General features: G+C 36.6%; 18 protein-coding genes and 1 other annotated feature. Of the genes, 15 read left to right on the forward strand and 3 right to left on the reverse strand.

Annotated elements, in window-relative coordinates; translation table 11 throughout:
* Positions 1–91 precede the first annotated feature (91 nt).
* From Q9306_RS09675 to Q9306_RS09685, 3 genes are all read left to right on the forward strand, one after another.
* Complete coding sequence (locus tag Q9306_RS09675; RefSeq protein ID WP_306197698.1) at positions 92–964, forward strand: Cof-type HAD-IIB family hydrolase; 873 nt, start codon at positions 92–94, stop codon at positions 962–964.
* A 263-nt stretch (positions 965–1,227) separates the two neighbouring features.
* Positions 1,228–2,718: a coproporphyrinogen III oxidase gene (locus Q9306_RS09680; protein WP_306197700.1), complete on the forward strand. Its 1,491-nt coding sequence runs from the start codon at positions 1,228–1,230 to the stop codon at positions 2,716–2,718.
* A gap of 395 nt (positions 2,719–3,113) precedes the next feature.
* Complete coding sequence (locus tag Q9306_RS09685; protein ID WP_306197702.1) at positions 3,114–3,992, forward strand: hypothetical protein; 879 nt, start codon at positions 3,114–3,116, stop codon at positions 3,990–3,992.
* A gap of 452 nt (positions 3,993–4,444) precedes the next feature.
* On the opposite strand, the gene Q9306_RS09690 is transcribed toward Q9306_RS09685, so the two are convergent.
* Complete coding sequence (locus tag Q9306_RS09690; protein ID WP_306197704.1) at positions 4,445–4,900, reverse strand: hypothetical protein; 456 nt, start codon at positions 4,898–4,900, stop codon at positions 4,445–4,447.
* A gap of 250 nt (positions 4,901–5,150) precedes the next feature.
* Between Q9306_RS09690 and Q9306_RS09695 the strand changes: the two genes are divergently transcribed.
* The 3 genes from Q9306_RS09695 (at position 5,151) to Q9306_RS09705 (ending at position 8,243) form a co-directional block, all read left to right on the forward strand.
* Positions 5,151–6,710: a fatty acid--CoA ligase gene (locus Q9306_RS09695; protein ID WP_306197706.1), complete on the forward strand. Its 1,560-nt coding sequence runs from the start codon at positions 5,151–5,153 to the stop codon at positions 6,708–6,710.
* A gap of 100 nt (positions 6,711–6,810) precedes the next feature.
* The gene (locus Q9306_RS09700) at positions 6,811–7,500 is read left to right on the forward strand and encodes a pseudouridine synthase (protein ID WP_306197709.1); all 690 of its coding nucleotides are present in this window, start codon (positions 6,811–6,813) and stop codon (positions 7,498–7,500) included.
* A 350-nt stretch (positions 7,501–7,850) separates the two neighbouring features.
* Positions 7,851–8,243 (forward strand): hypothetical protein, encoded by a 393-nt coding sequence (locus Q9306_RS09705; RefSeq protein ID WP_306197712.1) that lies wholly within the window; start codon positions 7,851–7,853, stop codon positions 8,241–8,243.
* A gap of 363 nt (positions 8,244–8,606) precedes the next feature.
* Here Q9306_RS09705 and Q9306_RS09710 read toward each other — a convergent pair whose 3' ends face one another.
* On the reverse strand, positions 8,607–9,083 hold the full coding sequence (locus Q9306_RS09710; RefSeq protein WP_306197714.1) for a hypothetical protein: 477 nt from the start codon (positions 9,081–9,083) through the stop codon (positions 8,607–8,609).
* 278 nt (positions 9,084–9,361) lie between these two features.
* Here Q9306_RS09710 and Q9306_RS09715 point away from each other — a divergent pair, with 278 nt between their 5' ends.
* From Q9306_RS09715 to Q9306_RS09725, 3 genes are read left to right on the forward strand one after another with little or no spacing between them, the layout of a single operon-like run.
* Positions 9,362–10,114 carry a DeoR/GlpR family DNA-binding transcription regulator gene (locus Q9306_RS09715; RefSeq protein ID WP_306197716.1) on the forward strand — a complete coding sequence of 251 codons (753 nt, stop codon included), beginning with the start codon at positions 9,362–9,364 and terminating at the stop codon, positions 10,112–10,114.
* Positions 10,111–11,022 carry a 1-phosphofructokinase gene (gene pfkB / locus Q9306_RS09720; RefSeq protein WP_306197718.1) on the forward strand — a complete coding sequence of 304 codons (912 nt, stop codon included), beginning with the start codon at positions 10,111–10,113 and terminating at the stop codon, positions 11,020–11,022. The genes Q9306_RS09715 and pfkB overlap by 4 nt, the downstream gene beginning before the upstream one ends.
* A gap of 12 nt (positions 11,023–11,034) precedes the next feature.
* Entirely contained in the window at positions 11,035–12,888 is a 1,854-nt protein-coding gene (locus tag Q9306_RS09725; protein WP_306197720.1) for a PTS fructose transporter subunit IIABC, read from the forward strand.
* A 148-nt stretch (positions 12,889–13,036) separates the two neighbouring features.
* Here Q9306_RS09725 and Q9306_RS09730 read toward each other — a convergent pair whose 3' ends face one another.
* Positions 13,037–14,461 (reverse strand): O-antigen ligase family protein, encoded by a 1,425-nt coding sequence (locus Q9306_RS09730; protein WP_306197722.1) that lies wholly within the window; start codon positions 14,459–14,461, stop codon positions 13,037–13,039.
* Between the two features lie 548 nt (positions 14,462–15,009).
* Here Q9306_RS09730 and Q9306_RS09735 point away from each other — a divergent pair.
* The 6 genes from Q9306_RS09735 to nhaC all read left to right on the forward strand — a co-directional run bounded on the left by Q9306_RS09735 (position 15,010) and on the right by nhaC (position 22,395).
* A complete protein-coding gene (locus tag Q9306_RS09735; RefSeq protein ID WP_306197724.1) occupies positions 15,010–15,798 on the forward strand; it encodes an enoyl-CoA hydratase in 789 nt (262 codons plus the stop codon).
* A gap of 83 nt (positions 15,799–15,881) precedes the next feature.
* On the forward strand, positions 15,882–16,217 hold the full coding sequence (locus Q9306_RS09740; RefSeq protein ID WP_306197726.1) for a hypothetical protein: 336 nt from the start codon (positions 15,882–15,884) through the stop codon (positions 16,215–16,217).
* 24 nt (positions 16,218–16,241) lie between these two features.
* Positions 16,242–16,568, forward strand: coding sequence for a nucleoside triphosphate pyrophosphohydrolase (locus tag Q9306_RS09745; RefSeq protein WP_306197728.1), 327 nt, complete (start codon positions 16,242–16,244; stop codon positions 16,566–16,568).
* Positions 16,569–16,813: 245 nt separating this feature from the next.
* Positions 16,814–17,029, forward strand: a binding site (T-box leader).
* 80 nt (positions 17,030–17,109) lie between these two features.
* Positions 17,110–18,369 carry a tyrosine--tRNA ligase gene (gene tyrS / locus Q9306_RS09750; protein WP_306197730.1) on the forward strand — a complete coding sequence of 420 codons (1,260 nt, stop codon included), beginning with the start codon at positions 17,110–17,112 and terminating at the stop codon, positions 18,367–18,369.
* Between the two features lie 301 nt (positions 18,370–18,670).
* A complete protein-coding gene (gene tdc, locus Q9306_RS09755; protein ID WP_306197733.1) occupies positions 18,671–20,572 on the forward strand; it encodes a tyrosine decarboxylase in 1,902 nt (633 codons plus the stop codon).
* Positions 20,573–21,009: 437 nt separating this feature from the next.
* A complete protein-coding gene (gene nhaC / locus Q9306_RS09760) occupies positions 21,010–22,395 on the forward strand; it encodes a Na+/H+ antiporter NhaC (RefSeq protein WP_306197735.1) in 1,386 nt (461 codons plus the stop codon).
* Positions 22,396–22,488 lie beyond the last annotated feature (93 nt).

The following is a 22,488-nucleotide window of genomic DNA, read 5'->3' on the forward strand; positions in this document are numbered from 1 at the left end:
CACCGCACAAATGCTAATTCGTTCTAATTAACATTATTGTTTCATAAATTAATGATAGAACAGTGCAGCTAAGAAAAGGGGGTACTGCATCATGATTTATCGTTTGTTAGCTCTTAATATAGATGGAACATTACTGCTTTCAAATGGAAAGCTTCAAAAAGGAACACGTGAAGCGATTGAGTTTGTAAAGAGAAAAGGTGTATACGTTACACTCTTTACGAACCGAAACTTTCAATCTGCTCACAAAGTAGCGAAATCATTAAAATTGGATTCCATATTAGTGACGCATGGCGGTGCATTTATTTCATCTTCATTAGATAAACCGTTAATCCAAAAACGATTATCGGAAGAAACAACGTTTAATATTGTGCAAGTACTCGAACATTTTGAATGTAACGTGCGCATTTCTCACGAAAGATTTTCGATTGGCAATCGCCATCAGCATACGCCAAATTTAATTGCTCGAACAGTTTTATCTACTTCCGATCCGCTCTTTTATCCGGTTCAATTTGTAGATTCGCTTGGCGATGCCCTGCGCGATCAACCAGTCGCTGCTCCGAAAATTGATGTGACATTTGCAAGTCAAAGTGAAAAGCAGCGGGCACTTACGACTTTACAAAAATCATTTGAAAATGTGGAGTTTATCGAGTGTGGAAACGTACAAATCGAAATCGTACCGCCTCATGTATCGAAATTACGCGGGCTGCAATTATTAGGCGAGCATCTTAATATTGAATTAAAAGAAATGGTAGCCATTGGCGATGGTCTCGAAGATTTAGATGTTATTGAAAGCGTTGGATTAGGAGTAGCCATGGGAAATGCCCCAATCGAATTGAAAAAAGCAGCCGATTGGATCACGCGCTCCAATAATGAAAACGGCGTACAATACATGATCAAAGAGCACTTTCGAAAACAGTTTCCAATTAAGTTCTTAAACAATCACTTGCAAATGAAGCGATGGTAATAAGAAATCTCAGGCAGGTGCCTGAGATTTTTCATATATCGGCGACTTTTTGGATATATCGGCGTTTCGACACGATTTAAAGACCACTCTACAATATTCGACATAGATACACCTCAGAAAAAAGCCCTAACCGCTTCCACACATGGCCAGATCCTCTTGCCTATTTAAAAAAAGAGGGGTTTTCCCATCCCAGGAGTTCCTTGTTGACCTCCTATCACCCTTCAAGTAAACTAAAGGAAGTTTGAAAATAGAAAAGGTGATGATTGTTGTTAATTTCAATTAAAACGTTACAAGATGATCGTTTTTTACGTCCGCTGCAAAATATTAGCGGCTTATTTTTTGAGGAAAGTACGGTAGCATTTGAACAAGAAGATGCAAATATCATTGTTGATATAAATATAGAAGGAAATGTAACGGCTTCTGCTCGTTTAACAGAAACCCTGACAGGAAACGTATATGAAGAGACATTTTCTAAAGATTTATCGTCCTTTACGGAAGAAAAGGAACGTATGAAGCAAGTGAAGCATGTTGTTTCTTATGTATATTTATCTGTTCTTCAGCAGTTAACAGGCGTGGAGCAAAAGTGGGGCATTTTAACGGGTGTGCGTCCAACGAAGCTTCTTCATAAAATGCTGCAAAGCGGTATGACGAAAGAAGCAGCACATAATGAACTGCGTGAAAGCTATTTAATTCACGATGAAAAAATTGAGCTGATGCAGCGCATTGTGGATTGTCAATTAGCTGTTGTTCCAGATTTATATCGTTTAAAAGAAGAAGTAAGTATTTATATTGGGATTCCGTTTTGTCCAACGAAATGTGCATATTGTACATTCCCAGCGTATGCGATTAATGGACGCCAAGGATCTGTTGATTCATTCTTAGGCGGTTTACATTATGAAGTTCGTGAAATTGGTAAGTTTTTAAAAGAAAAAGGCGTGAAAGTAACGACGATTTACTACGGCGGCGGTACGCCAACAAGTATTACAGCAGAAGAAATGGACATGCTGTATGAAGAAATGTATGAGTCGTTCCCAGATGTGAAGCAAGTTCGTGAAGTAACAGTAGAAGCAGGGCGTCCAGATACGATTACACCAGAGAAGCTAGATGTGTTAAACAAATGGAATATCGACCGTATTAGTATTAATCCGCAGTCGTACCATCAAGAAACATTAAAAGCAATTGGACGTCATCATACAGTAGAAGAGACGATTGAAAAGTATCATCTTGCTCGCGAAATGGGTATGAATAATATTAATATGGACTTAATTATCGGTCTTCCAGGTGAAGGATTAGATATCTTTAAACATACACTAGAAGAAACAGAAAAGCTTATGCCAGAATCGTTAACGGTGCATACATTATCCTTTAAGCGTGCTTCTGAAATGACGCAAAATAAGCGCAAATATAAAGTAGCAGGCCGCGAAGAGATTACAGCGATGATGCACGAAGCAGAGGAGTGGACGAAAGAGCATAATTACGTACCGTATTATTTATATCGCCAAAAGAATATTTTAGGTAACTTAGAGAACGTTGGCTATGCAATGCCAAGTCAAGAAAGTATTTATAACATCGTGATCATGGAAGAAGTGCAGTCTATTATCGGTCTTGGCTGCGGTGCATCAAGTAAATTTGTTCATCCAAAGACAGGGGCGATTACGCACTTCGCGAACCCGAAAGATCCAAAATCATATAATGATGGTTATATAAAGTATACAGAAGATAAGCTTAAAATTTTACAAGAGTTATTCGGATAAGAGGTTACCAATATGAACTGCACCTCAATTGTTAGACAGTGTCTAACAATTGGAGGTGCAGTTTTTCAATTTAATATTAATTGATTATATATAAACACAAATTAAAAACCTGACATAAACCCCCTTTGCTTTTTAGGTTGCCCTGAGCGTCTGGCCGTGAGTAGAAGCGGTCAGGGCCTTTTTCTGCCACGTGCGAAGTTCAAACAAAGAGGGAACGAAAGTAGGAGGTTATTTTTTGTTTAGCATGGCGGCGACTTGTGTGTTGGAAAGTCAAGTTGGATTTATATAGAATCCAACAGAATACCTTTCAGTTCAAGTGAAATTTAATTGTAAATATTTACCTAATAATGTTATGATTTACTATATTGAAAATATATAAGAAACGGGGAATTATCATGTTAAATATAGATATTAATCGTTTAACTGATATTTGTTTAGAATATCAACAGTCTAGATTTTATGTTAGCAGAATACCTGAAGATTTCTTATCAATTGCGAAAAAACGTTTCTCTATACCAAAGGACGATCGAATTATTGCTTTTTTAAGTTGCAATTTGTTTGGCTCAGGAAAATATGGTGTTTACTTTACAAGTTCGGGTTTATATTGGAAAAATTGGTTATTAGGTAAAGGGAATATGAAATGGGATAAATTAAATGAAGTGCAACAAATCGAAATTGACAAAGATGCTTATTTATCTTTTGATGCACAAAAAAGTTTTAATATTAACGGGAGTGATTATCCACCACTGTTATTTAAAGAACTACTTATAACTCTTAGAAGTTCATTCCATAATTCAAAGCAAAATGATATACATCCAGTTATAAAAATTGATGAGATAAAATCAATCTGCACTTTGTTTGAGAAGTATGATGAATTATTAGAAACTGATAATGGCTTGTTTGTAGGCACTCACATTTCAGACAAAAAGTTAAAGAAAATTTTAGAACGATACATTATTTCGAAAGAAGAAGAAATCATTGCTTTTTTAGATACGTCTGTCCTTGGTAATTTGAGTAAAGGATCGGATGGCGTATTAATTTGTCAATCGGGTATATATTTTAGAGAAACTTTTGTACACTTGTATTTTCCGTGGCATATCTTTAGGAATATCCCTATTACTTTGACTTCAAACGAGTTAGAAATCGGAGAAGGAAACATATTTCATCTTCAACATGCTAGAATGTCTGGTCAAGAGATTCTATTATTCATCAAGAACTTAAAACAGTATGTTAATACTTTATATGATGAAAATAAGTGTTTATCTCATATATAAGAATCGTCATTACATATAAGTTAATGTTTCGTTTAATTTGAAATGAAAATTTTGATTTTTCTTTATTATTCCGTATTCCTTTTTAAGTAATCTATCTATTATTAATAACTGTGATTTTTGGTAACCGTCATTAGTGGATTTATCCGAAAAGCGTTCGCAGTGATGATTTTCTAGTAAGTTACTTTCCGGATTATGAAAGCTACCCTGTCACTCCCACTAAAAAAGGTCAACAAGTACATATATAGATGCAAATTGAAAAACTAACATAAAAACCCTTTTCTTTTTCGGTGGGCGAGAGCAACTGGCCATGCATAGAATCGGTCAGGGCCTATTTCTGCCATATGCGCAGCGAAAACCAAAAAGAGCAAACAAGTGCAGGTTCCTTTTTTCATAGTAGCAATCTATATGTAAAAAAAATAAATTGGATTTATATATACTTTGTTAAGCTTTTTTCAATCTTCTAAAATTTTATTAAGAAAGGTAAATCTATTCATATATATAGGATCTTTTAAATTATTTAACATGTTTATTGAAAGCTCGATAGGATAATTTATCTTATCGCTTCCTTCAATTTTTAAAAGTTCAAGCAACTGATTATGATATTCTTCTAGAGTTGGAGCTTCTCCCGTTTTACGATAGTGTTTTTCAATGTGATAAGGGAGCAATTTTATTTGATGGGATTCGTCACCATTCAAGCATTGTATTAAAGAAATATAATCTAAATCCAGTTTAAAATCATTAGGAAAAGCAATTTGAACAATTTTTTCTACTGTATGTTGAATCTGTGATAATTTTGTTTGTGTTTTATCTAATTCTCTTTCTAGCATATCAATTGTTTCCATTAACTTTTGATTTTTCTCTTCTAATTCTTGACTTTTTTTGTTTGGTTCATTTGAATCATCTGTCATATTTTTCTTACCTTTCAAAAACTGATTTTATAGAGGAGCGAAAATTTGAATTACCTCCATAATGTATCCAGCATATTTCTTTGTATTAGATTCAGAGACTACAGTTTTTAATCCTGCTACAAAAGCCATCATAACAATATTGTAAAACGCTGTCGAGAATGATCAGAAAAAGGAAGTAAAATTGAGCAGGAAATGTCTATTTGTGAACGAATTCATAAAATTATGAAAATTAAAAGGGGGAACATGCGGTATGTACATGACTGTTGGCAGAATTTTTGATTTAGCTGTGCAAAAATATCCACAGAAAGAAGCGTTGGTAGAACCTGCAAAAAACATTCGCTGGACATATAAACAGTGGGATATGGAGGTAAATAAAACGGCAAACGCACTTCTTGCAGAAGGCGTACGAAAAGGGGACTGCGTTTCTGTTTACTTATATAATTCAAATGAATTTGTAACTGTTTATCTCGCTTGTGCAAAGATTGGCGCAATCTTTAACCCGATTAATTTCCGTTTAAAAGCAAAAGAAGTTTCTTATATATTGCAAGATGCCTCCTCTAAAGTTGTTGTGTTTGAAAAAGAAGTTGAATCAACAATTGCTTTAATTGAACGTGACTTTCCGCATACTTCATTTTGGTATATTGAAGAGGACACGCCGTCTTATGCAGCTTCTTATCATGAAAAAGTAAATGAGGAAAAAGCAGAACCAATTGATATTGAAGTTGATGAAATGGATTATTGCTCTATGTTATATACGAGCGGGACGACTGGGAATCCAAAAGGGGTGCTGCACCGCCACCGAGACATGGCTGAACATAGTATGATTTGTACATATTATATAAAATATACACGCGATAGTGTCGGGTTAGTTGTTGCACCGCTATACCACTGCGGCGAATTGAACGCTGGTATTTTACCGCGCATTCAAGTTGGCGGGAAAAATGTAATTTTGCATCATTTTGATACGAAAACAGTGTTAGAAACAATTCAAAAAGAAAAAATTACAACATTCTTTGGGGCGCCGACAATGTGGAACATGATGCTGCAAGAAGATTTAACAGAATACGATTTAACTTCGATGAAGATTGGAATTTACGGCGGAGCAGCAATGGCGCCGGCGCTTGTGAAGGAATGTAAAGACCGTCTGTATATCGATCTTGTACAAATTTACGGAATGACAGAATTTGGCCCTGTTATCGCGTTTCTTGTAGAAGAAGATCAAATTACAAAAGCAGGATCAGCGGGTACACCTTGTTTTAGCCATGAAGTGCGCATCGTGAAGTCAAATGAAGATGAACCATCCGAACCAGACGATATCCTTGCGCCTTACGAAGTTGGAGAAATCATTGTACGCGGGCCAAGTATGATGGCTGGATATCATAACCGCGAAGAAGCAACGAAAAAAGTCATGTATAAAGGCTGGTATCATTCTGGTGATCTTGGCTACTTCGATAAAGATGGTTATTTATACGTAGCAGATCGCGTTGATGATATGGTCATTAGCGGCGGCGTGAACGTTTATCCGCGTGAAATTGAAGACTTCTTGCATAGTCATGATGGTGTGTTAGATGTGGCGGTACTTGGAGAACCGGATGAACTATGGGGCGAGCGCGTTGTCGCGGTAGTTGTGAAGAAAGATCAGTCATTAACAGAAGAAGAATTAGAGCGTTACTGTAAGGAAAGTGATGAGTTAGCTGATTATAAACGCCCTCGTCATTATATATTTGCCGAAGAACTTCCGCGTAATGCGAGTGGGAAATTGCAGAAGTTTATACTTCGTGAATCGTTGAAGGAAGCGAAGAAATCATAATGGAAAGAGGATGCACAGCTTGATGTTGAAGCTGTGCATTTTTTTGCTTTTCCCATTCATGGTAGAATGGGAAAAGCGTAAATAAGGAAAGGAACTTTGCATGAGAATTAATAAATTAATTAGTGAAACAGGTTATTATTCAAGAAGAGAAACGAATCGTCTCATTGCTGCAAAGCGAATTACGGTGAACGGCGAAATTTGTGAGCCTGGGCAAGAAGTAGAGCCTGACGATATCGTCCTTGTTGATGGGAAGCCGATTCCGAAGAAGACGCATCCTATTTATATTGCATTCAATAAACCAGTAGGGATTACTTGTACAGCGGCGAAGCATATTGAAGGAAATATTATCGATTTTGTAAATTATCCAGAACGCATTTTTCCAATTGGCCGCTTAGATAAAGCATCACAAGGATTAATTTTAATGACAAATGACGGTGATATCGTAAATAAAATGATGCGCTCCGAGTACGGTCACGAGAAAGAATATATTGTCACAGTTGATAAGCCGTTTGACGATGCGTTCTTAAAAGGAATGGCCGGCGGCGTCACAATTCGCGATGGAAAAACGAATCCGTGTGATATATATCGGATCAGCGACCTTGTATTCCGCATTATTTTGACGCAAGGGATGAACCGACAAATTCGCCGGATGTGCCGCGCATTTGGCTATACCGTTACGAGATTAGAGCGCATTCGGATTATGAACATAACAGTAGACGGAATAGAAACAGGACAGTGGCGAGATTTGACTGAGAAGGAACTGAGTGAGCTTCTTGCGCTGTTAGGATAAAGAGAAAAAACGCTCTTCCTACTTGGAAAGAGCGTTTTTTATTCGAATTCTTATGGTTAAATTATCCATATTGATGTAGCGATTCATTTGATTGCATTTTTTCTCTAATAGTTGGTCCTGCTATATTACCATCAAACTAAATCCCACTAAAGATGTATATTTTTACTATAATTACATTTAAAATGTAAAAAATCATTGAATTTTGTATATTACAGAATGTAAAATATTTTTGTGAATATGAAATATTAAGGGGGATATTATGCTGAAAAAAGTAGGATCAGAACGAATTGAAAAACAATTAAACCAAGATATTCAAGAATTGTATAAAATTTATCCGAGAGAAAAAAATGATGAAAAAAAATAAATTTTATACATTTTTGGCGTTAATAAGTATTCTACTTGTAGGGGCAGTCTATTTTTTATTTTTTAATAGTGGTTTTGATATTACAATTAATAATAAAACAGATCAAGATATTGGAAATCTTACAATTACTGATGGTCGTAAACTTCAAACATTTATGATACCTACTATTCATTCTAATAAACAATATAAAACTAAAATTAAGTTAAAAGATGTAGGAGAAAATACTTTAACTTTAAATTATCAAGATCATAATAAAAAAATACACAAAGTGACTATTTTTGGTTATTTTGAAGGAAGAGGAAAAGGGACAATAGATATCCTTATTAAATCTGTTCGTCAAGATGGAACGTTAGATATCCAAGTATATAGTGAAACATAAGCGTATTTCCTTGGACGAAATATACAAAAAAATAAGAAAAATTTACAAACGTTAAGATGAAATAGATCAGAGGTAGTTGTATCATATATGCACTAGTTTCTTTATTTTTAAAGCACGACTTTTGGTCTTGCTTTTTTATTATGGACTTTAGTTTGTTGAGCCTGAAGAGGGAGAAACATAAAATCCCCCCTTTTCCGCTATACGGGGGGAATAAATTGTTATATGAAAAAACTCACTTTCGCTTTTTATATAGAGATTGTTCAAGCCTCTAAAATAAGGATAGAAAGTGAGTATCTTTGGCTAATAAAGTGGCACATATAAAATGGATGTGTAAGTACCATAGTCTTTGTGCAAACCGGATGGTTATGATTTACGTCTAAATCCCTCTTCATCAAGGTATTGTGCTGCTTCTTTGTAAGAGTTGAATGTACCATCTAACTGTATTCCAGCATAAACGTTCCACATATCTTCATCTTCTTTAATAAGAGTTAAGATATGCTTGTCCTCATTTACCCACTCTTCTTCTTGAAAGTTCTCCGCAATTGCAACTTCTTCAACTGGTTCTTGTGAAAGGCCAGCAATTGATTTTTCAAGTAAGGAGCGAAGTTCTTCCGCTGAAAAATCACGGATGTTCACCATTCCTTTATCATTCGTTTTGTAGCCTTTCAGATGCCCCGCGTATACGAAGCCATTTCCGTTCGGGTGTAAATGGAACACGACGTTCTTTTTGTCTAGGCGGCTTTCTTCGTAATGAAAATTAATGCGTCCTAGAGAGACACTTTTTCTTTCTAGCTCTGGAAATGATTCGATAATCGTTAATTTTTCTTCAAAAGTTATCATAAACCCTCCGCAATTGTAATTAATAATATGATGGTTCATTATATCACTCTGCTTGTAAGTCCACAATTAAATAAGCGAACAATAAGACAAAGAACATGCTGACGGATGGTGAAACTTCAAAACGTTAAGAAGATGTAGTAAAGATCTGTAGAGCATCGCTATAAGGTCGTTTTGGTTGTTAATAATTGGTATTGATTATTTATGGTTGCTTTTGAATGTTTTTGGTTGATTTTTGGATTCGCTTTCATTATACTGTAATCAAAGGTGAGGTGAGTAATATGCTAACTCCGGAACGTTATCAACTAATTTTGCAGCTTGTGAAAGAGAAAAAAGTAGTGAAATTGCAACAGTTGGTAGAACAAACAAAAAGTTCAGAATCAACAATTCGTCGTGATTTAGCGCAATTAGAAAAACAACGTTTATTAAAGAGAGTCCATGGCGGGGCTGCTGTATTGACCGGAAAAGGTGAAGAGCCTACGATGGTTGAAAAATCATCCAAAAACGTTCAAATCAAGCAACAAATTGCAAGTTGTGCTGCATCGTTTGTTGAACAAGGTGATTGTATTTATTTAGATGCGGGAAGTACAACATTTGAAATGATTCCATATTTAACAAATAAAGACGTTACAGTTGTTACAAATGGGCTAATGCATATTGAGGCTTTAGTTGAAAATAATATTCGGGCATATTTACTTGGTGGAATGATGAAGAGTCGAACGAAAGCTCTAATTGGTGCCATGGCGCAGGAGAGTATGCAGAAATATCGCTTTGATAAATGTTTCTTGGGAGCAAATGGCGTACATGAGCAACTCGGATATACAACGCCAGATCCAGAGGAAGCATTGCTGAAAAAAATGGCATTAACATTAGCGAATGAAGGTTATTTTTTAATAGATGAAAGTAAATTTTCAGAAGTTGCGTTTGCGAAAATCGCTAATATTGAAGAGGCAATGATTATTACAAACGTATTAGAAGAAGAGTTAGAAGAATATAAACGAAAAACGAATGTGATTGAGGTTGATAAACAATGATTTATACCGTTACTTTAAATCCATCCATTGATTATGTTGTTCAAATGGATTCTTTCATGCTAGGAGCAGTGAATCGAGCGAAGAACGACATGAAGTTTCCAGGGGGAAAAGGAATTAATGTATCCCGCGTGCTGCATCGTCTTGGTGTCTCGAATACAGCCCTTGGTTTCACGGGAGGATTCACAGGACAATTTATTAAAGAGGCTTTGAAAAGTGAAAATGTTAGTACTGATTTTGTACAAGTAGACGGGGATTCACGAATTAACGTGAAAATAAAGGGTCAGGAAGAAACAGAGTTAAATGGACAAGGACCTATCATTACCGATGTACAGTTTGAGCAATTCATGAAAAAAATAGAGAATATGCAGGCCGGAGATTGTGTTGTATTAGCTGGTAGTGTACCGTCTTCTGTTCCAAAAAACTTCTATGAGACGGTAGCTGCTTACGGAGCAGAACATGGTATTCAAGTAGTTGTTGACGCAAGTGGCAGTGCCTTAGAGCATGTAGTGAAAAATAAACCGTTTTTAATAAAACCGAATCATCATGAGCTTGGAGAATTGTTTGGAGAAGAATTTTCAACAGTCGAAGAAATTCTTCCATATGGAAAAAAATTAATTGAGCAGGGTGTACAAAATGTAATTGTCTCAATGGCCGGGGATGGTGCTTTATTGTTTACAAATGAAGGTGTCTATGAAGCAACTGTACCAAAAGGAAAAGTCATTAATTCTGTTGGAGCAGGAGATTCTCTTGTTGCAGGCTTTGTAGGGATATATGAAAAAACAAAAGATGTGATAGAAGCATTTCGTTATGGTGTTGCAACAGGGAGTGCAACAGCATTTTCGGCAGACTTATGTACAAAAGATAAGGTGGAAGAATTATTACCGCAAGTAATCGTTACAAAGCGATAGGGGGAACAGTATATGAAAATTACAGAACTTCTAAAAAAAGATACAATCATTATGGATTTGATGGCTTCGACTAAAGAAGCTGTCATTGATGAATTAGTAGAGAAATTAAATAAGGCTGGCAGATTAAATAGTAAATCAGAGTTTAAAGAGGCCATTTTACAACGTGAGATGCAAAGTACAACAGGAATCGGAGAAGGGATTGCTATCCCTCATGCCAAAACAAAAGCAGTTAAACAACCTGCTATTTGTTTTGGTCGAAGTGTAAGCGGTGTCAATTATGAATCACTTGATGGACAACCGGCTCATTTATTCTTTATGATTGCTGCAAGTGAAGGAGCGAATAATACGCACTTAGAAACATTATCACGTTTATCTACGTTATTAATGGATGAAGGGTTTCGAAAACAACTTTTAGAAGCGGAAAGTAAAGAAGAACTTCTTCGTTTATTTGATGAAAAAGAGAATGAAAAGGAAGAACAAACTGAAACGATGAAGCCTGAAGAAAATGAACCCTATGTGTTAGCGGTAACAGCGTGTCCAACTGGTATCGCTCACACATATATGGCTGCAGATAGTTTGAAAGCAAAAGCAGTAGAATTAGGGATTGCGATTAAAGTAGAAACGAATGGTTCAACTGGCGTGAAAAATGAACTAACAAAAGAAGATATTGAACGTGCAACAGTAGTTATTGTTGCGGCGGATAAGCAAGTGGAAATGAATCGTTTTGCTGGAAAACATGTTATTCAGGTGCCGGTTGCAGATGGTATTCGAAAATCAGAACAGCTCATTCAGCGTGCTGTGAATCAAGATGCTCCGGTTTTTCAAGGGATAAAAGAAAGTGGAAAAACAGAAGGAGCGGAAAAAGAAAAAGGATTGGGTATATATAAGCATTTAATGAATGGTGTAAGTAATATGTTACCGTTTGTAGTTGGGGGCGGGATTTTAATTGCACTAGCATTTTTCTTTGGTGGAATTAAAGCAGAAGGTCCAATTGCAGAGGTTTTGATGAGTATTGGTGGTGGGAAAACAGGTGCGTTTGCATTTCTTGTTCCAATACTAGCAGGATTTATTGCTAGCTCTATCGCAGATCGCCCAGGATTTATGCCAGGTATTGTCGGTGGATTTCTAGCAGCACAAGCAAACGCTGGTTTTTTAGGTGGGTTAATTGCTGGCTTCTTAGCTGGATATGTTGTTCTTGGTTTGAAGAAACTATTTGCGAATTTACCAGTACAGTTAGAGGGGATTAAACCAGTTTTATTATATCCAGTCTTTGGGTTATTAATTACGGGTGTTCTTATGCTGAAAATTGTAAACCCACCTGTAGTTGCACTGAATGAAGCATTAACGGGTTGGTTAAATGGTTTAGGTGGTACAAATGCTGTATTGTTAGGACTCATTTTAGGCGGTATGATGGCTATTGATATGGGAGGTCCAATTAATAAAGCAGCATTTACATTTGGCATTGCGGCAATTGAGGCTGGGAACTTTGGTATACATTCGGCTGTTATGGCTGGTGGAATGGTACCTCCACTTGCAGTTGCACTTGCGACTACATTCTTTAAAGCGAAATTTACAGAAGCAGAGCGTAAGTCAGGTTTGACGAACTATATTATGGGAGCTTCATTTATTACTGAAGGAGCAATACCGTTTGCGGCAGCAGATCCAATTCGTGTGATCGTAAGTTGTGTAGTTGGTTCGAGTCTTGCTGGTGCATTATCGATGTTGTTTGGAATTACATTACCGGCTCCTCACGGTGGCTTGTTTGTTATTATGTTAGTAAATAAACCGATGTTATATATTCTTTCAATATTGATAGGATCTGTTACATCAGCTCTTATGATGGGGGTATGGAAAAAGAAAATATAATAAGGAGTAGAAAAGGACAGCTATCTAGTAGGATAGCTGTCTTTATTTAAGTATAAATTAAACTGTTTACTTCTTCAGCTGTTAATTTTTCTTCAAAAGTTAACGTAGGTCCTCTGCAATTGTATTAATAATATGATGGTTCATTATATCACTCTGCTTGTAAGTCCACAATCAGATAAGCGAGCAAGGCAACAAAGAAAATGCTGACAGCCGGTGCGGTAAATACATGTCCAGCTGTAAATGCGATGCCAATTGCAAGTACGATTGTCGTGCCAAGCAACATATATTTTATCGTTAAAATAGACTTGAAGTTTGTGAGAATACGAAACATAAGCCTGATACCGAAGTAAACAAATGGCAGTAGGTACAGGATAAATCCAATGATTCCAAACGAGAAGAATAGGTCATGGAAGTCCATTTCTATCACTTTCGGTGCTTTTTCATAGTTGCCGGCATATCCCATGCCTAATAATTTTTGTGACAGTGGTGCTTCTTGAAAGTACTTTTGGTGCATGTTTAGAAATTGGTCACGATCACTATAAATTAAACTGTTTACTTCTCCAGTTGTTAAAGCTCGTTCTTCTTGTTTGCTAGGCTGTTGTTCTTGTTTGCTAGGCTGTTGTTCTTGTTTACTAGGCTGTTGTTCTTGTTTGCTAGGCTGTTGTTCTTGTTTACTAGGCTGTTCGGCTTGTTTATTTACATGCTGTTTGTTATAGAATTGTAAGTGAATGTCCATGTTTTTGGCGATGGGAGTAAACGGCGTTGCAATTGCGGTTCCTCCTAATACGAGTAAGGCTAAGATTGTATTAATGAGCTGCGGACGGCCTCGCTTCATCATATATTCGATAAACGAAAAGAATAGTGCCACTCCTAATGTCACAATACTAGATATGTATCCAACCTTTGTTCCTATCATAATACTGGAATATAGTGCTAGTATTGTCGGAAGCCAGTAGTATGCTTGCGTAAAAGAAGTTGTCTTATGGATCGAATATAGGACAACAACTGGGAATGTAATGGCTAAAATGGCACTGATTTCGTTTGCAGCATAAAACCATCCTTTCGAGCCGATTTTCGAGATTTCCGATATTGTATAACTTTGATAGTCTGTTCCAGTTGCGATGGAAATGACCATGATAATACTCATGAATAAACTGGCATATAAGAAATACTGTAATAATGTATCGTACGAATTTTGCTTGCCTTGCAAAGTTTTAAATACAAGAATATATCCGAACAACATAACGATTGGATACATACATTTGGCCATAAACTTAACTTCTTCTCCAAATGAAATTGGATGTTTTACAACGAGATTATTAAGAAGTCCAGCTGCCATGATAACACCTAGTAGGCAAATATATACGAGAGGTTTTTTATTCTTCTGATAAATAAATAGATAGATCATCGCAAGAAGCATCACGCTAAAACGTACGACAATACTTAACGTTGCATCCATATGTAACATTTGAATTGACAATGATGTTAACAAATCCAAGACAGGTTGCAGTGCGATAAATAATAGAAAGAAATACGTGAAATTTTGTTCCTTTTGTATCAATTTCGTACCCATTTTGTCCCCTTTCATAATCGAAGAAATAAAGTGAAACTTTAATCAGTGGGGATTTTCTTCATCCCCCACTGATTATCAGCCCTCACCAATCGGGCTTTTACGGGCAGTTTATCTCCCACCTAACTTCTTTAGAAAAGCGTAGGCGGCTCGCCCAGAATCGCAGGACGCCTACGCACAGGGCGGAGAGGCGCTTTTTGCCTCGTACGAGGGGGCGAAACGACCGGAGATTCTAGCCGCTAGAGCTGGACAACAAAGAAATGTGGAAGTGGCTCGTCCAGAATGTGAGGGGGAAGAAGCGAAGCCACCGAACTTTCTAGCCACTGGAACTGGATAATGCTTTCGCTGAATTTTGAGGAGGGAGTATTACTGCCCATGAATAGCGGGATAAATGTATGCTACTTTTTCACAATACACTATTTTAGTAATATGGTAAATAAATGTAAAATAATTTAGTGTAAATTCGACAGAAAATTAAGAAAAAAGAAGGTATTTGAAAGCCCTTTCTATAATTATATAAGGATAACAGATTATAGAAGGAGAGAGAGTTTATGACAGTTTCGAGCAAGGCGGAATCAGTAATTGTAAAATATGAAGGACGAGTTGCGACGATTATGTTAAATCGTCCAGAAGTGTTAAATGCATTAGATGAGCAAACATTAAAAGAACTGCTGCAAAAGTTAAAAGAAGTAGCTGAAAGTTCTGTTCATGTCGTTGTGCTATGCGGAAACGGCCGCGGCTTTTCGGCGGGCGGCGATATTAAATCGATGCTAGCAAGCGGAGATGAAAGTGCGTTTGACGGCATTATGAATACTATTTCAGAAATTATTGTCACGCTGTATACAATGCCAAAGCTTGTGATTAGTGCGATTCATGGTCCAACGGCAGGGCTTGGCCTTAGTATTGCCTTAACAGCTGATTGCGTAATGGCTGATATTTCATCTACTATTGCAATGAATTTTATTGGAATTGCTTTAATTCCAGATGGCGGCGGCCATTTCTTCCTACAAAAACGTCTTGGAGAGCATATGGCAAAAGAGATCATTTGGGAAGGAAAGAAATTATCAGCAAGCGAAGCGCTTGAAATTGGCATGATTGATGAAGTAGTCGGTGAGAATTTCCAAGATGTAGTGAAACAAAAAATTAGCGAATGGCTGCAAAGGCCAATTGCTTCTATGATTCAAACGAAGCAAATTTTGGCTGAATTAAATCGTTCTTCGTTAGAACAATCGCTTCAGCTTGAAAAACGCGGTCAATATGCAATGAGAAAAACAGCGGACCACAGAGAAGGAATTACTGCGTTTTTAGAGAAGCGTCCACCGGTGTTTAAAGGGGAATAAAAGTTTTACAAAAATAGAAAGTGTTAACACATTTTTTGTATAATGGTGTTAGCACTTTTTTTGAATGATAGAAGGAGAAGTGAATGAGTCGCAAACAAAAAAGAATAACCATGATCATAATAGGTGCATGGCTACTCATATATGTGCTGTTACACCGCACACCAACCGCAGCAATTCGAACTGCGATGTTTCTATCTGGCAATCCAAAGGCAGCTATGCAAAGTGAGATTGAGAGAATGGGAGATTTATATGATGGCGTTGTCCCAGATCATCTTCGCGCTTTTTACGGTGTGCCAGAGAAAGAATATGAAAATTATCACTTTCCAGAAATACGTCACATGTCATCTAGCATTTATATGTCGTCAGCTTGTGTAAAAAAACATTGGTTTTTATATTATGCAGAGTTAGGGTGTTTTTAAATAGAAGAAAACGGAGGTGTCCTCATGTCAGTCTATAATAAAATTGTCCGCGACCGTGTACCAGAAATGATTTTAATGTCTGGTAAAACATATACGTCGAAAAAATTAAGTAAACAAGAGTACATAGAAGAACTATCGAAAATTGGCGTAGAAGAAATGCGGGAGTTTGCATCTATGCAAGAACGTGAGCATGCATTAGATTCTTTAGCAGATGCATTGGAAGTAATTAAAGCGTTGGCAAAGGCAGAAGGTGTAACGTTAGAAGATGTTGAGCGCATTCGTAAAGAGAAAGAAGCGGAGCGCGGCGGATTTGAAAAAGGTGTGTATTTAGTAGAAGTGAGTGAGGGGTAGGGGAGAGGGGAATTACCTACATAAGTCGCTGTTATGCAGACTGCAACACCACCTGTACTCGCTTTTTCCCTTTGTTTTAAAACATCGCATGTGGCAGGAAGAGGCCCCGACCGCTTCTATGCACGGCCAGATGCTCTCACCCTTCCTTAAAAAGAAAGGTGTTTTTATGTCGGTTTTTCAAAATGTTTTTGTATATAATTGACAATAAAATGTTGATTTACTATAATTGGCTATAATTTAACATTTCAAATACGATGAAAAAGCCCAGTAGCAGTTTGTCACTGTTATCGAGAAAGCTAGGGGTTGCTGGAACCTAGCACAAACAAACTTGTGAATTACACTTTGGAGTATCTTAGGTAATGCTAAGCGGAGCGGCAATCGATATTATTGCCAAGAGTGGTATGAATAGTAATGCTATTTATGCAATCTGGGTGGTAACACGGTTAAAGATCGTCCCTATGTCGAATGTAGACATAGGGACTTTTTTATTGTTAGGAATTTAAAGTAAACAATATTTACAAATTAAAGGAGCTGGAAAGACATGAATATCATTGATGAATTAGAATGGCGCGATGCCATCAATCAGCAAACAGATGCAGAAGGATTGCGTAAACTAGTAGAAGAGAAAAAGATTTCTTTGTACTGTGGTGTAGATCCAACTGGTGATAGCATGCATATTGGACATTTAATTCCGTTTATGATGATGAAGCGCTTCCAATTAGCTGGGCATCATCCAGTTATTTTAATTGGCGGAGCAACGGGGACAATCGGTGATCCAAGTGGACGTCAAACAGAAAGACAGCTTCAAACGTTAGAACAAGTGCAGCATAATGTCGAAGCGTTAACAGCGCAAATGCAGAAGCTATTTGATTTTGGCGGGAATAGCGAAGTGAAAATGGTAAATAACTACGATTGGACGCATCAAATAAGTATCCTTGAGTTTTTACGCGATTACGGTAAAAATTTCGGTATTAATAGTATGTTAGCAAAAGATATTGTAGCAAGCCGCTTAGATACAGGCATTTCATTTACAGAATTCACATACCAAATTCTCCAGGCGATGGATTTCCATCACTTATACAAAGAGGAAGACGTGCAACTGCAAATTGGTGGTAGTGACCAATGGGGAAATATTACTAGTGGTTTAGATTTAATCCGTAAGAAAGAAGGACCGGATGCAAAAGTCTTTGGATTAACCATTCCACTACTCTTAAAATCAGACGGTACGAAATTTGGGAAAACAGCTGGCGGCGCAGTTTGGTTAGATCCTGAAAAGACAACACCATTTGAATTTTACCAGTTCTGGGTGAACACAGATGATCGTGATGTCATTAAATACTTAAAATTCTTCACGTTCTTAACAAAAGATAGAATTGATGAATTAGCAGGTAAAGTTCAAACTGAGCCTCATAAGCGTGAAGCACAAAAAGTATTAGCAGAAGAAATGACGAAATTTGTTCATGGTGAGAACGCATTCTTGCAAGCAGTAAAAATTACAGAAGCATTATTTAGCGGGGATATAAAGTCATTAACTGCGGATGAAATTGAACAAGGCTTTAAAGATATGCCGACTTTCTCTGCTACAAAGGAAACGAAAAATATTGTTGAGTGGCTAGTAGACTTAGGAATTGAACCTTCTAGACGTCAAGCAAGGGAAGATATTAATAACGGAGCTATTTTGATGAATGGAGACAAAGTAACGGATGTAAATACAGATGTTACGGTAGAGAATTCATTTGATGGAAGATTTATTATTATCCGTAAAGGGAAAAAGAACTACAGCTTGGTGAAGTTGGGATAATATAAACGTAGCACGGATGAATGAGGTATTGATTTAGGTTTCAGAATACATGTGAAAAATCTTTTTTAAATAATAGTTTAGTATAAGATGTATACCTTTTTCTTGGAAAGAAGAGTAACGGAAGTTTACTCTTCTTTTTTTGTGATTTTTATCCTGTATGAACGGGCAGTAAGAAGTCTATTCTCCTAACTCAAGGTCTGTGGGAATAATGAATAAAGGAGAATGTTCAAACAATCTTATGGTAAAATATTGATTTTTATATATTTGAATAATACAATTACGGAAAGGAGTGAAATGGAAAATGAAGTATGAAATTCCAGATATTAATTTAAAAGCATTATTTTTAGGAGATAAAGGAGAAAATGTAGATTTATTTAAAGAATTATTGTTAAAAATGGTGGATGAGCATGTTGGTTGGAGACAAAATTATATGCCTCAAGATTTACCTGTTATTACACCTCAAGATAGAAGTTCGAAAAGTTTCCAGGAAACTGCAGATCATATTCGCAGTGTGTTTAATGTATTATCTTCTAAATTACGTACAAACTCTTTACCTTGGCATACTGCTGGTCGTTTTTGGGGACACATGAACTCTGAAACATTAATGCCGTCAATCATTGCGTATACAGCTGCGATGTTATGGAATGGGAATAACGTAGCATATGAATCTTCACCAGCTACTTCTCAAATGGAAGAAGAGGTTGGACATGAATTTGCTGCACTTATGAGCTATAAACCAGGTGAAAGTTGGGGGCATATTTGTGCAGATGGTTCCATCGCGAATTTAGAGGGCTTATGGTATGCGCGTAATATGAAGTCTTTACCACTAGCAATTAAAGAAGTAGCCCCTGAGTTCGTTGCAGGTAAGTCTGAATGGGAATTACTGAATATGTCTACAGAAGAAATTTTAGATATTTTAGAGGAAATTCCAGAAAAAATGGATGAAATTAAAGCTCATTCTGCACGTAGCGGTAAACACCTGCAAAAATTAGGGAAATGGTTGATTCCGCAAACGAAGCATTATTCTTGGTTAAAAGCTGCTGACATTATCGGTGTTGGTCTTGATTGTGTAGAGCAAATCGATGTTGATGATAACTATCGTATGGACATTCATAAATTAGAAGAAAAAATTCGTGAACTAGCAGAGAAGCGCATTCCTATTCTTGGTGTTGTTGGGGTTATCGGTACGACAGAAGAAGGACAAATAGATCGTATTGATAAAATGATAGAACTTCGTGAAAAATTAGCAGAAGAAGGTATCTATTTCTACATTCATATAGACGCTGCTTACGGCGGTTATGCTCGCTCTATTTTCTTAGATGAACGTAACGAATTTATCGAATGGGATCAATTAGAAGAGGTGTACGAAAAACACAACATCTTTACTGAAAAGTGTGAATGGTTAACAGAAGAAATCTATCATTCATTTAAAGCAATGAATCAAGCAGAAACGATTACAATTGACCCTCATAAGATGGGATATATTCCTTATTCTGCGGGCGGTATTGTCATTAAAGACACTAGAATGCGTGATGTCATTTCTTACTTTGCAACTTATGTATTTGAAAAAGGTGCAGATATTCCAGCATTACTAGGTGCATATATGTTAGAAGGTTCTAAAGCAGGCGCAACTGCAGCAGCAGTTTGGACAGCGCATAAAGTCTTGCCACTAAATGTAACTGGTTATGGTAAATTAATTGGTGCAAGTATTGAAGGGGCCTATCGTTTCTATAATTACTTAACTGGAAAAGAATTTAAAGTGGGAGATAAAATAATTCGAGTATACCCATTAACAAAACCTGATTTTAATATGGTTGACTACGTATTTAACGAAGAAGGTAACAGAGACTTAGAAAAGATGAACAAATTAAATCACGATTTCTTTGAGCAAGCTTCGTATGTGAAAGGCGGATTATACAATAATGAGTTTATTACATCGCATACCGATTTTGCTGTCCCTGACTATGGGAACAGTCCACTTTCATTTGTGAAGAGTCTCGGATTTAGTGAAGCAGAATGGGATCGTGAAGGGAAAATAACAGTATTACGTGCTTGCGCATTATCTCCATATGCTCATGACAAGGACGTGTTTGAAGAATATGCTTTTAAATTGGAAAAAGCGATTCAAGATAAACTTGAAACAATCTATAAATGTAGTGAAGGAAGTTTAGTAGAAACTCGTTCTTATATAATGAATGTATAATGTTGCGGATTTATATAAATACAAAGTAACTGTTCAGTTACTTTATGAAAAACCGACAGAAAATCATTTTTAAAATGGGCGAGAGCAACTGGCCATGCATAGAATCGGTCAGGGCCTATTTCTGCCACATGCCAGATTTAAAACAAAAGGGGTAAGCGAGTACAACTCATGTTGTATACTGCATAACACCGACTTATACAGAAAAGTGGAGCCGACTGTTTAGGCCCGTTGGCTAAGGTTCTTAGACATGAGGGCTTAGGAGGCAGAGCTAGACAAAGGTGTTGAAAAATGAAAATAGATCTATCTAGTAGGGAGGTGCTGTTCTTATTGATTTTTGTTTCATATCATGTTTAGATATTATTTGTGCAATTATTCACAAATCAATGCATTTGTACTTAGCATTCTATAACAATTAACTGGATAAGGAGTTTATTCAAATGAAAAGAGATGTAACACTAAAAGAAAGTGCCTTTCTTTTAGTTGTGTTATTGACGATTATCGGGACTTGTATTATAGGTTTTAATTTACCTCCTCAAGTACCTATTTTAATCGCTATAGGAATTGTTATATTATTTGCCAAAATGAAAGGTTTTTCTTGGGATGCAATTCATAAAGGGATTCAAAATGGAATTTTACCAGGGTTAATTCCGATCATTATCTTTATGTTAATCGGAATTTTAATCAGTGTTTGGATAGCAGCAGGAACAATTCCAACCATTATGATTTACGGATTTAAAATTTTATCCGCAAAATTCTTTTTACCTTCTGTTTTTGTTATATGTGCCCTTGTAGGGATCATGGTAGGAAGTTCTTTTACAACGATTTCAACTGTGGGCATTGCATTTTTAGGAATGGGACAAATGATGGGCTTGGACCCAGCGATAGTAGCAGGTGCCATTATATCGGGTGCTTTTTTAGGAAATAACATTTCTCCGTTATCTGATACAGCGAATTTAGCGGCTGCGATTGCGGAAGTAGATTTATTTGAACATATTCGTAGTATGATGCGGACAATTATTCCAGCGTTTGTTATAACTCTTATCTTTTTCTTATTTGTCGGACACGGGGCAGCGGGATCAGGAGGAAATAAGATTGATGAGTTAGTTCAAACGCTGCATTCCTCTTTTACGATTTCAGTTTTTACACTAATTCCAGTATTCGTATTGTTTTTCTGTGCAAGAAAGAAAGTACCAGCGATTCCGACGTTATTACTTAGTATCGCAATTACAATTGTAATTTGTTATATGTACCACCCGCAGACTAGCTTCGGGCAAATTGCTTCTTTTATGCAAGATGGATTTGTTTCTAAAACGGGTGTAAAGAACGTAGATATGCTACTTACTCGCGGCGGAATGCAAAGCATGATGTGGTCTGTTTCTCTTATTCTTCTTGCTTTAGCATTAGGTGGACTATTAGTAGAAGTAAAAATTATTGAAACGCTAATCTCTAAAATTTCAGGCATGGTAAGTACGAAAGGAAATTTAATACTTATGACTGCATTAAGTTCAATTGGTATTAATGTTCTTTTAGGTGAACAGTATTTATCGGTTATCTTACCAGGTGAAGCATTCAAATCACAATTTGAGGCAATTCATTTAGATCGGAAAAATCTTTCAGGAATTTTAGCGAATGCCGGAGCGGCTGTTAATCCATTGATTCCGTGGGGAGTGAGTGGTGTATTTATTACAGGAACACTTGGTGTATCTACGTTGCAATATTTACCGTTTGCTATATTTTGTTTGGTGATTCCTGTCATTCATGTTGCTTTAGGATTTATTGGAAATGGGAAGCAGCAAGTAAACGAGTATCGAAAAGTTAGTTAGGAGTAAAGGGCATCGCAATCAGTGCGATGTCTTTTATTTCTATTTCGCTGTTTTTCTATTATACTGAAAATTGGAAAGATAAAAGAGAGGGGA

Origin of the sequence: Bacillus multifaciens (assembly GCF_030756675.1) — a bacterium.
Taxonomy (GTDB): domain Bacteria; phylum Bacillota; class Bacilli; order Bacillales; family Bacillaceae_G; genus Bacillus_A; species Bacillus_A multifaciens.

Excerpts from the sequence above, each read along its gene's own strand:
- Q9306_RS09675 (WP_306197698.1), top strand. The coding sequence starts at position 92 with ATGATTTATCGTTTGTTAGCTCTTAATATAGATGGAACATTACTGCTT.
- Q9306_RS09685 (WP_306197702.1), top strand. The coding sequence starts at position 3,114 with ATGTTAAATATAGATATTAATCGTTTAACTGATATTTGTTTAGAATAT.
- Q9306_RS09690 (WP_306197704.1), bottom strand. The coding sequence starts at position 4,900 with ATGACAGATGATTCAAATGAACCAAACAAAAAAAGTCAAGAATTAGAA.
- Q9306_RS09695 (WP_306197706.1), top strand. The coding sequence starts at position 5,151 with ATGTACATGACTGTTGGCAGAATTTTTGATTTAGCTGTGCAAAAATAT.
- Q9306_RS09700 (WP_306197709.1), top strand. The coding sequence starts at position 6,811 with ATGAGAATTAATAAATTAATTAGTGAAACAGGTTATTATTCAAGAAGA.
- Q9306_RS09705 (WP_306197712.1), top strand. The coding sequence starts at position 7,851 with ATGAAAAAAAATAAATTTTATACATTTTTGGCGTTAATAAGTATTCTA.
- Q9306_RS09710 (WP_306197714.1), bottom strand. The coding sequence starts at position 9,083 with ATGATAACTTTTGAAGAAAAATTAACGATTATCGAATCATTTCCAGAG.
- Q9306_RS09715 (WP_306197716.1), top strand. The coding sequence starts at position 9,362 with ATGCTAACTCCGGAACGTTATCAACTAATTTTGCAGCTTGTGAAAGAG.
- pfkB (WP_306197718.1), top strand. The coding sequence starts at position 10,111 with ATGATTTATACCGTTACTTTAAATCCATCCATTGATTATGTTGTTCAA.
- Q9306_RS09725 (WP_306197720.1), top strand. The coding sequence starts at position 11,035 with ATGAAAATTACAGAACTTCTAAAAAAAGATACAATCATTATGGATTTG.
- Q9306_RS09730 (WP_306197722.1), bottom strand. The coding sequence starts at position 14,461 with ATGGGTACGAAATTGATACAAAAGGAACAAAATTTCACGTATTTCTTT.
- Q9306_RS09735 (WP_306197724.1), top strand. The coding sequence starts at position 15,010 with ATGACAGTTTCGAGCAAGGCGGAATCAGTAATTGTAAAATATGAAGGA.
- Q9306_RS09740 (WP_306197726.1), top strand. The coding sequence starts at position 15,882 with ATGAGTCGCAAACAAAAAAGAATAACCATGATCATAATAGGTGCATGG.
- Q9306_RS09745 (WP_306197728.1), top strand. The coding sequence starts at position 16,242 with ATGTCAGTCTATAATAAAATTGTCCGCGACCGTGTACCAGAAATGATT.
- tyrS (WP_306197730.1), top strand. The coding sequence starts at position 17,110 with ATGAATATCATTGATGAATTAGAATGGCGCGATGCCATCAATCAGCAA.
- tdc (WP_306197733.1), top strand. The coding sequence starts at position 18,671 with ATGAAGTATGAAATTCCAGATATTAATTTAAAAGCATTATTTTTAGGA.
- nhaC (WP_306197735.1), top strand. The coding sequence starts at position 21,010 with ATGAAAAGAGATGTAACACTAAAAGAAAGTGCCTTTCTTTTAGTTGTG.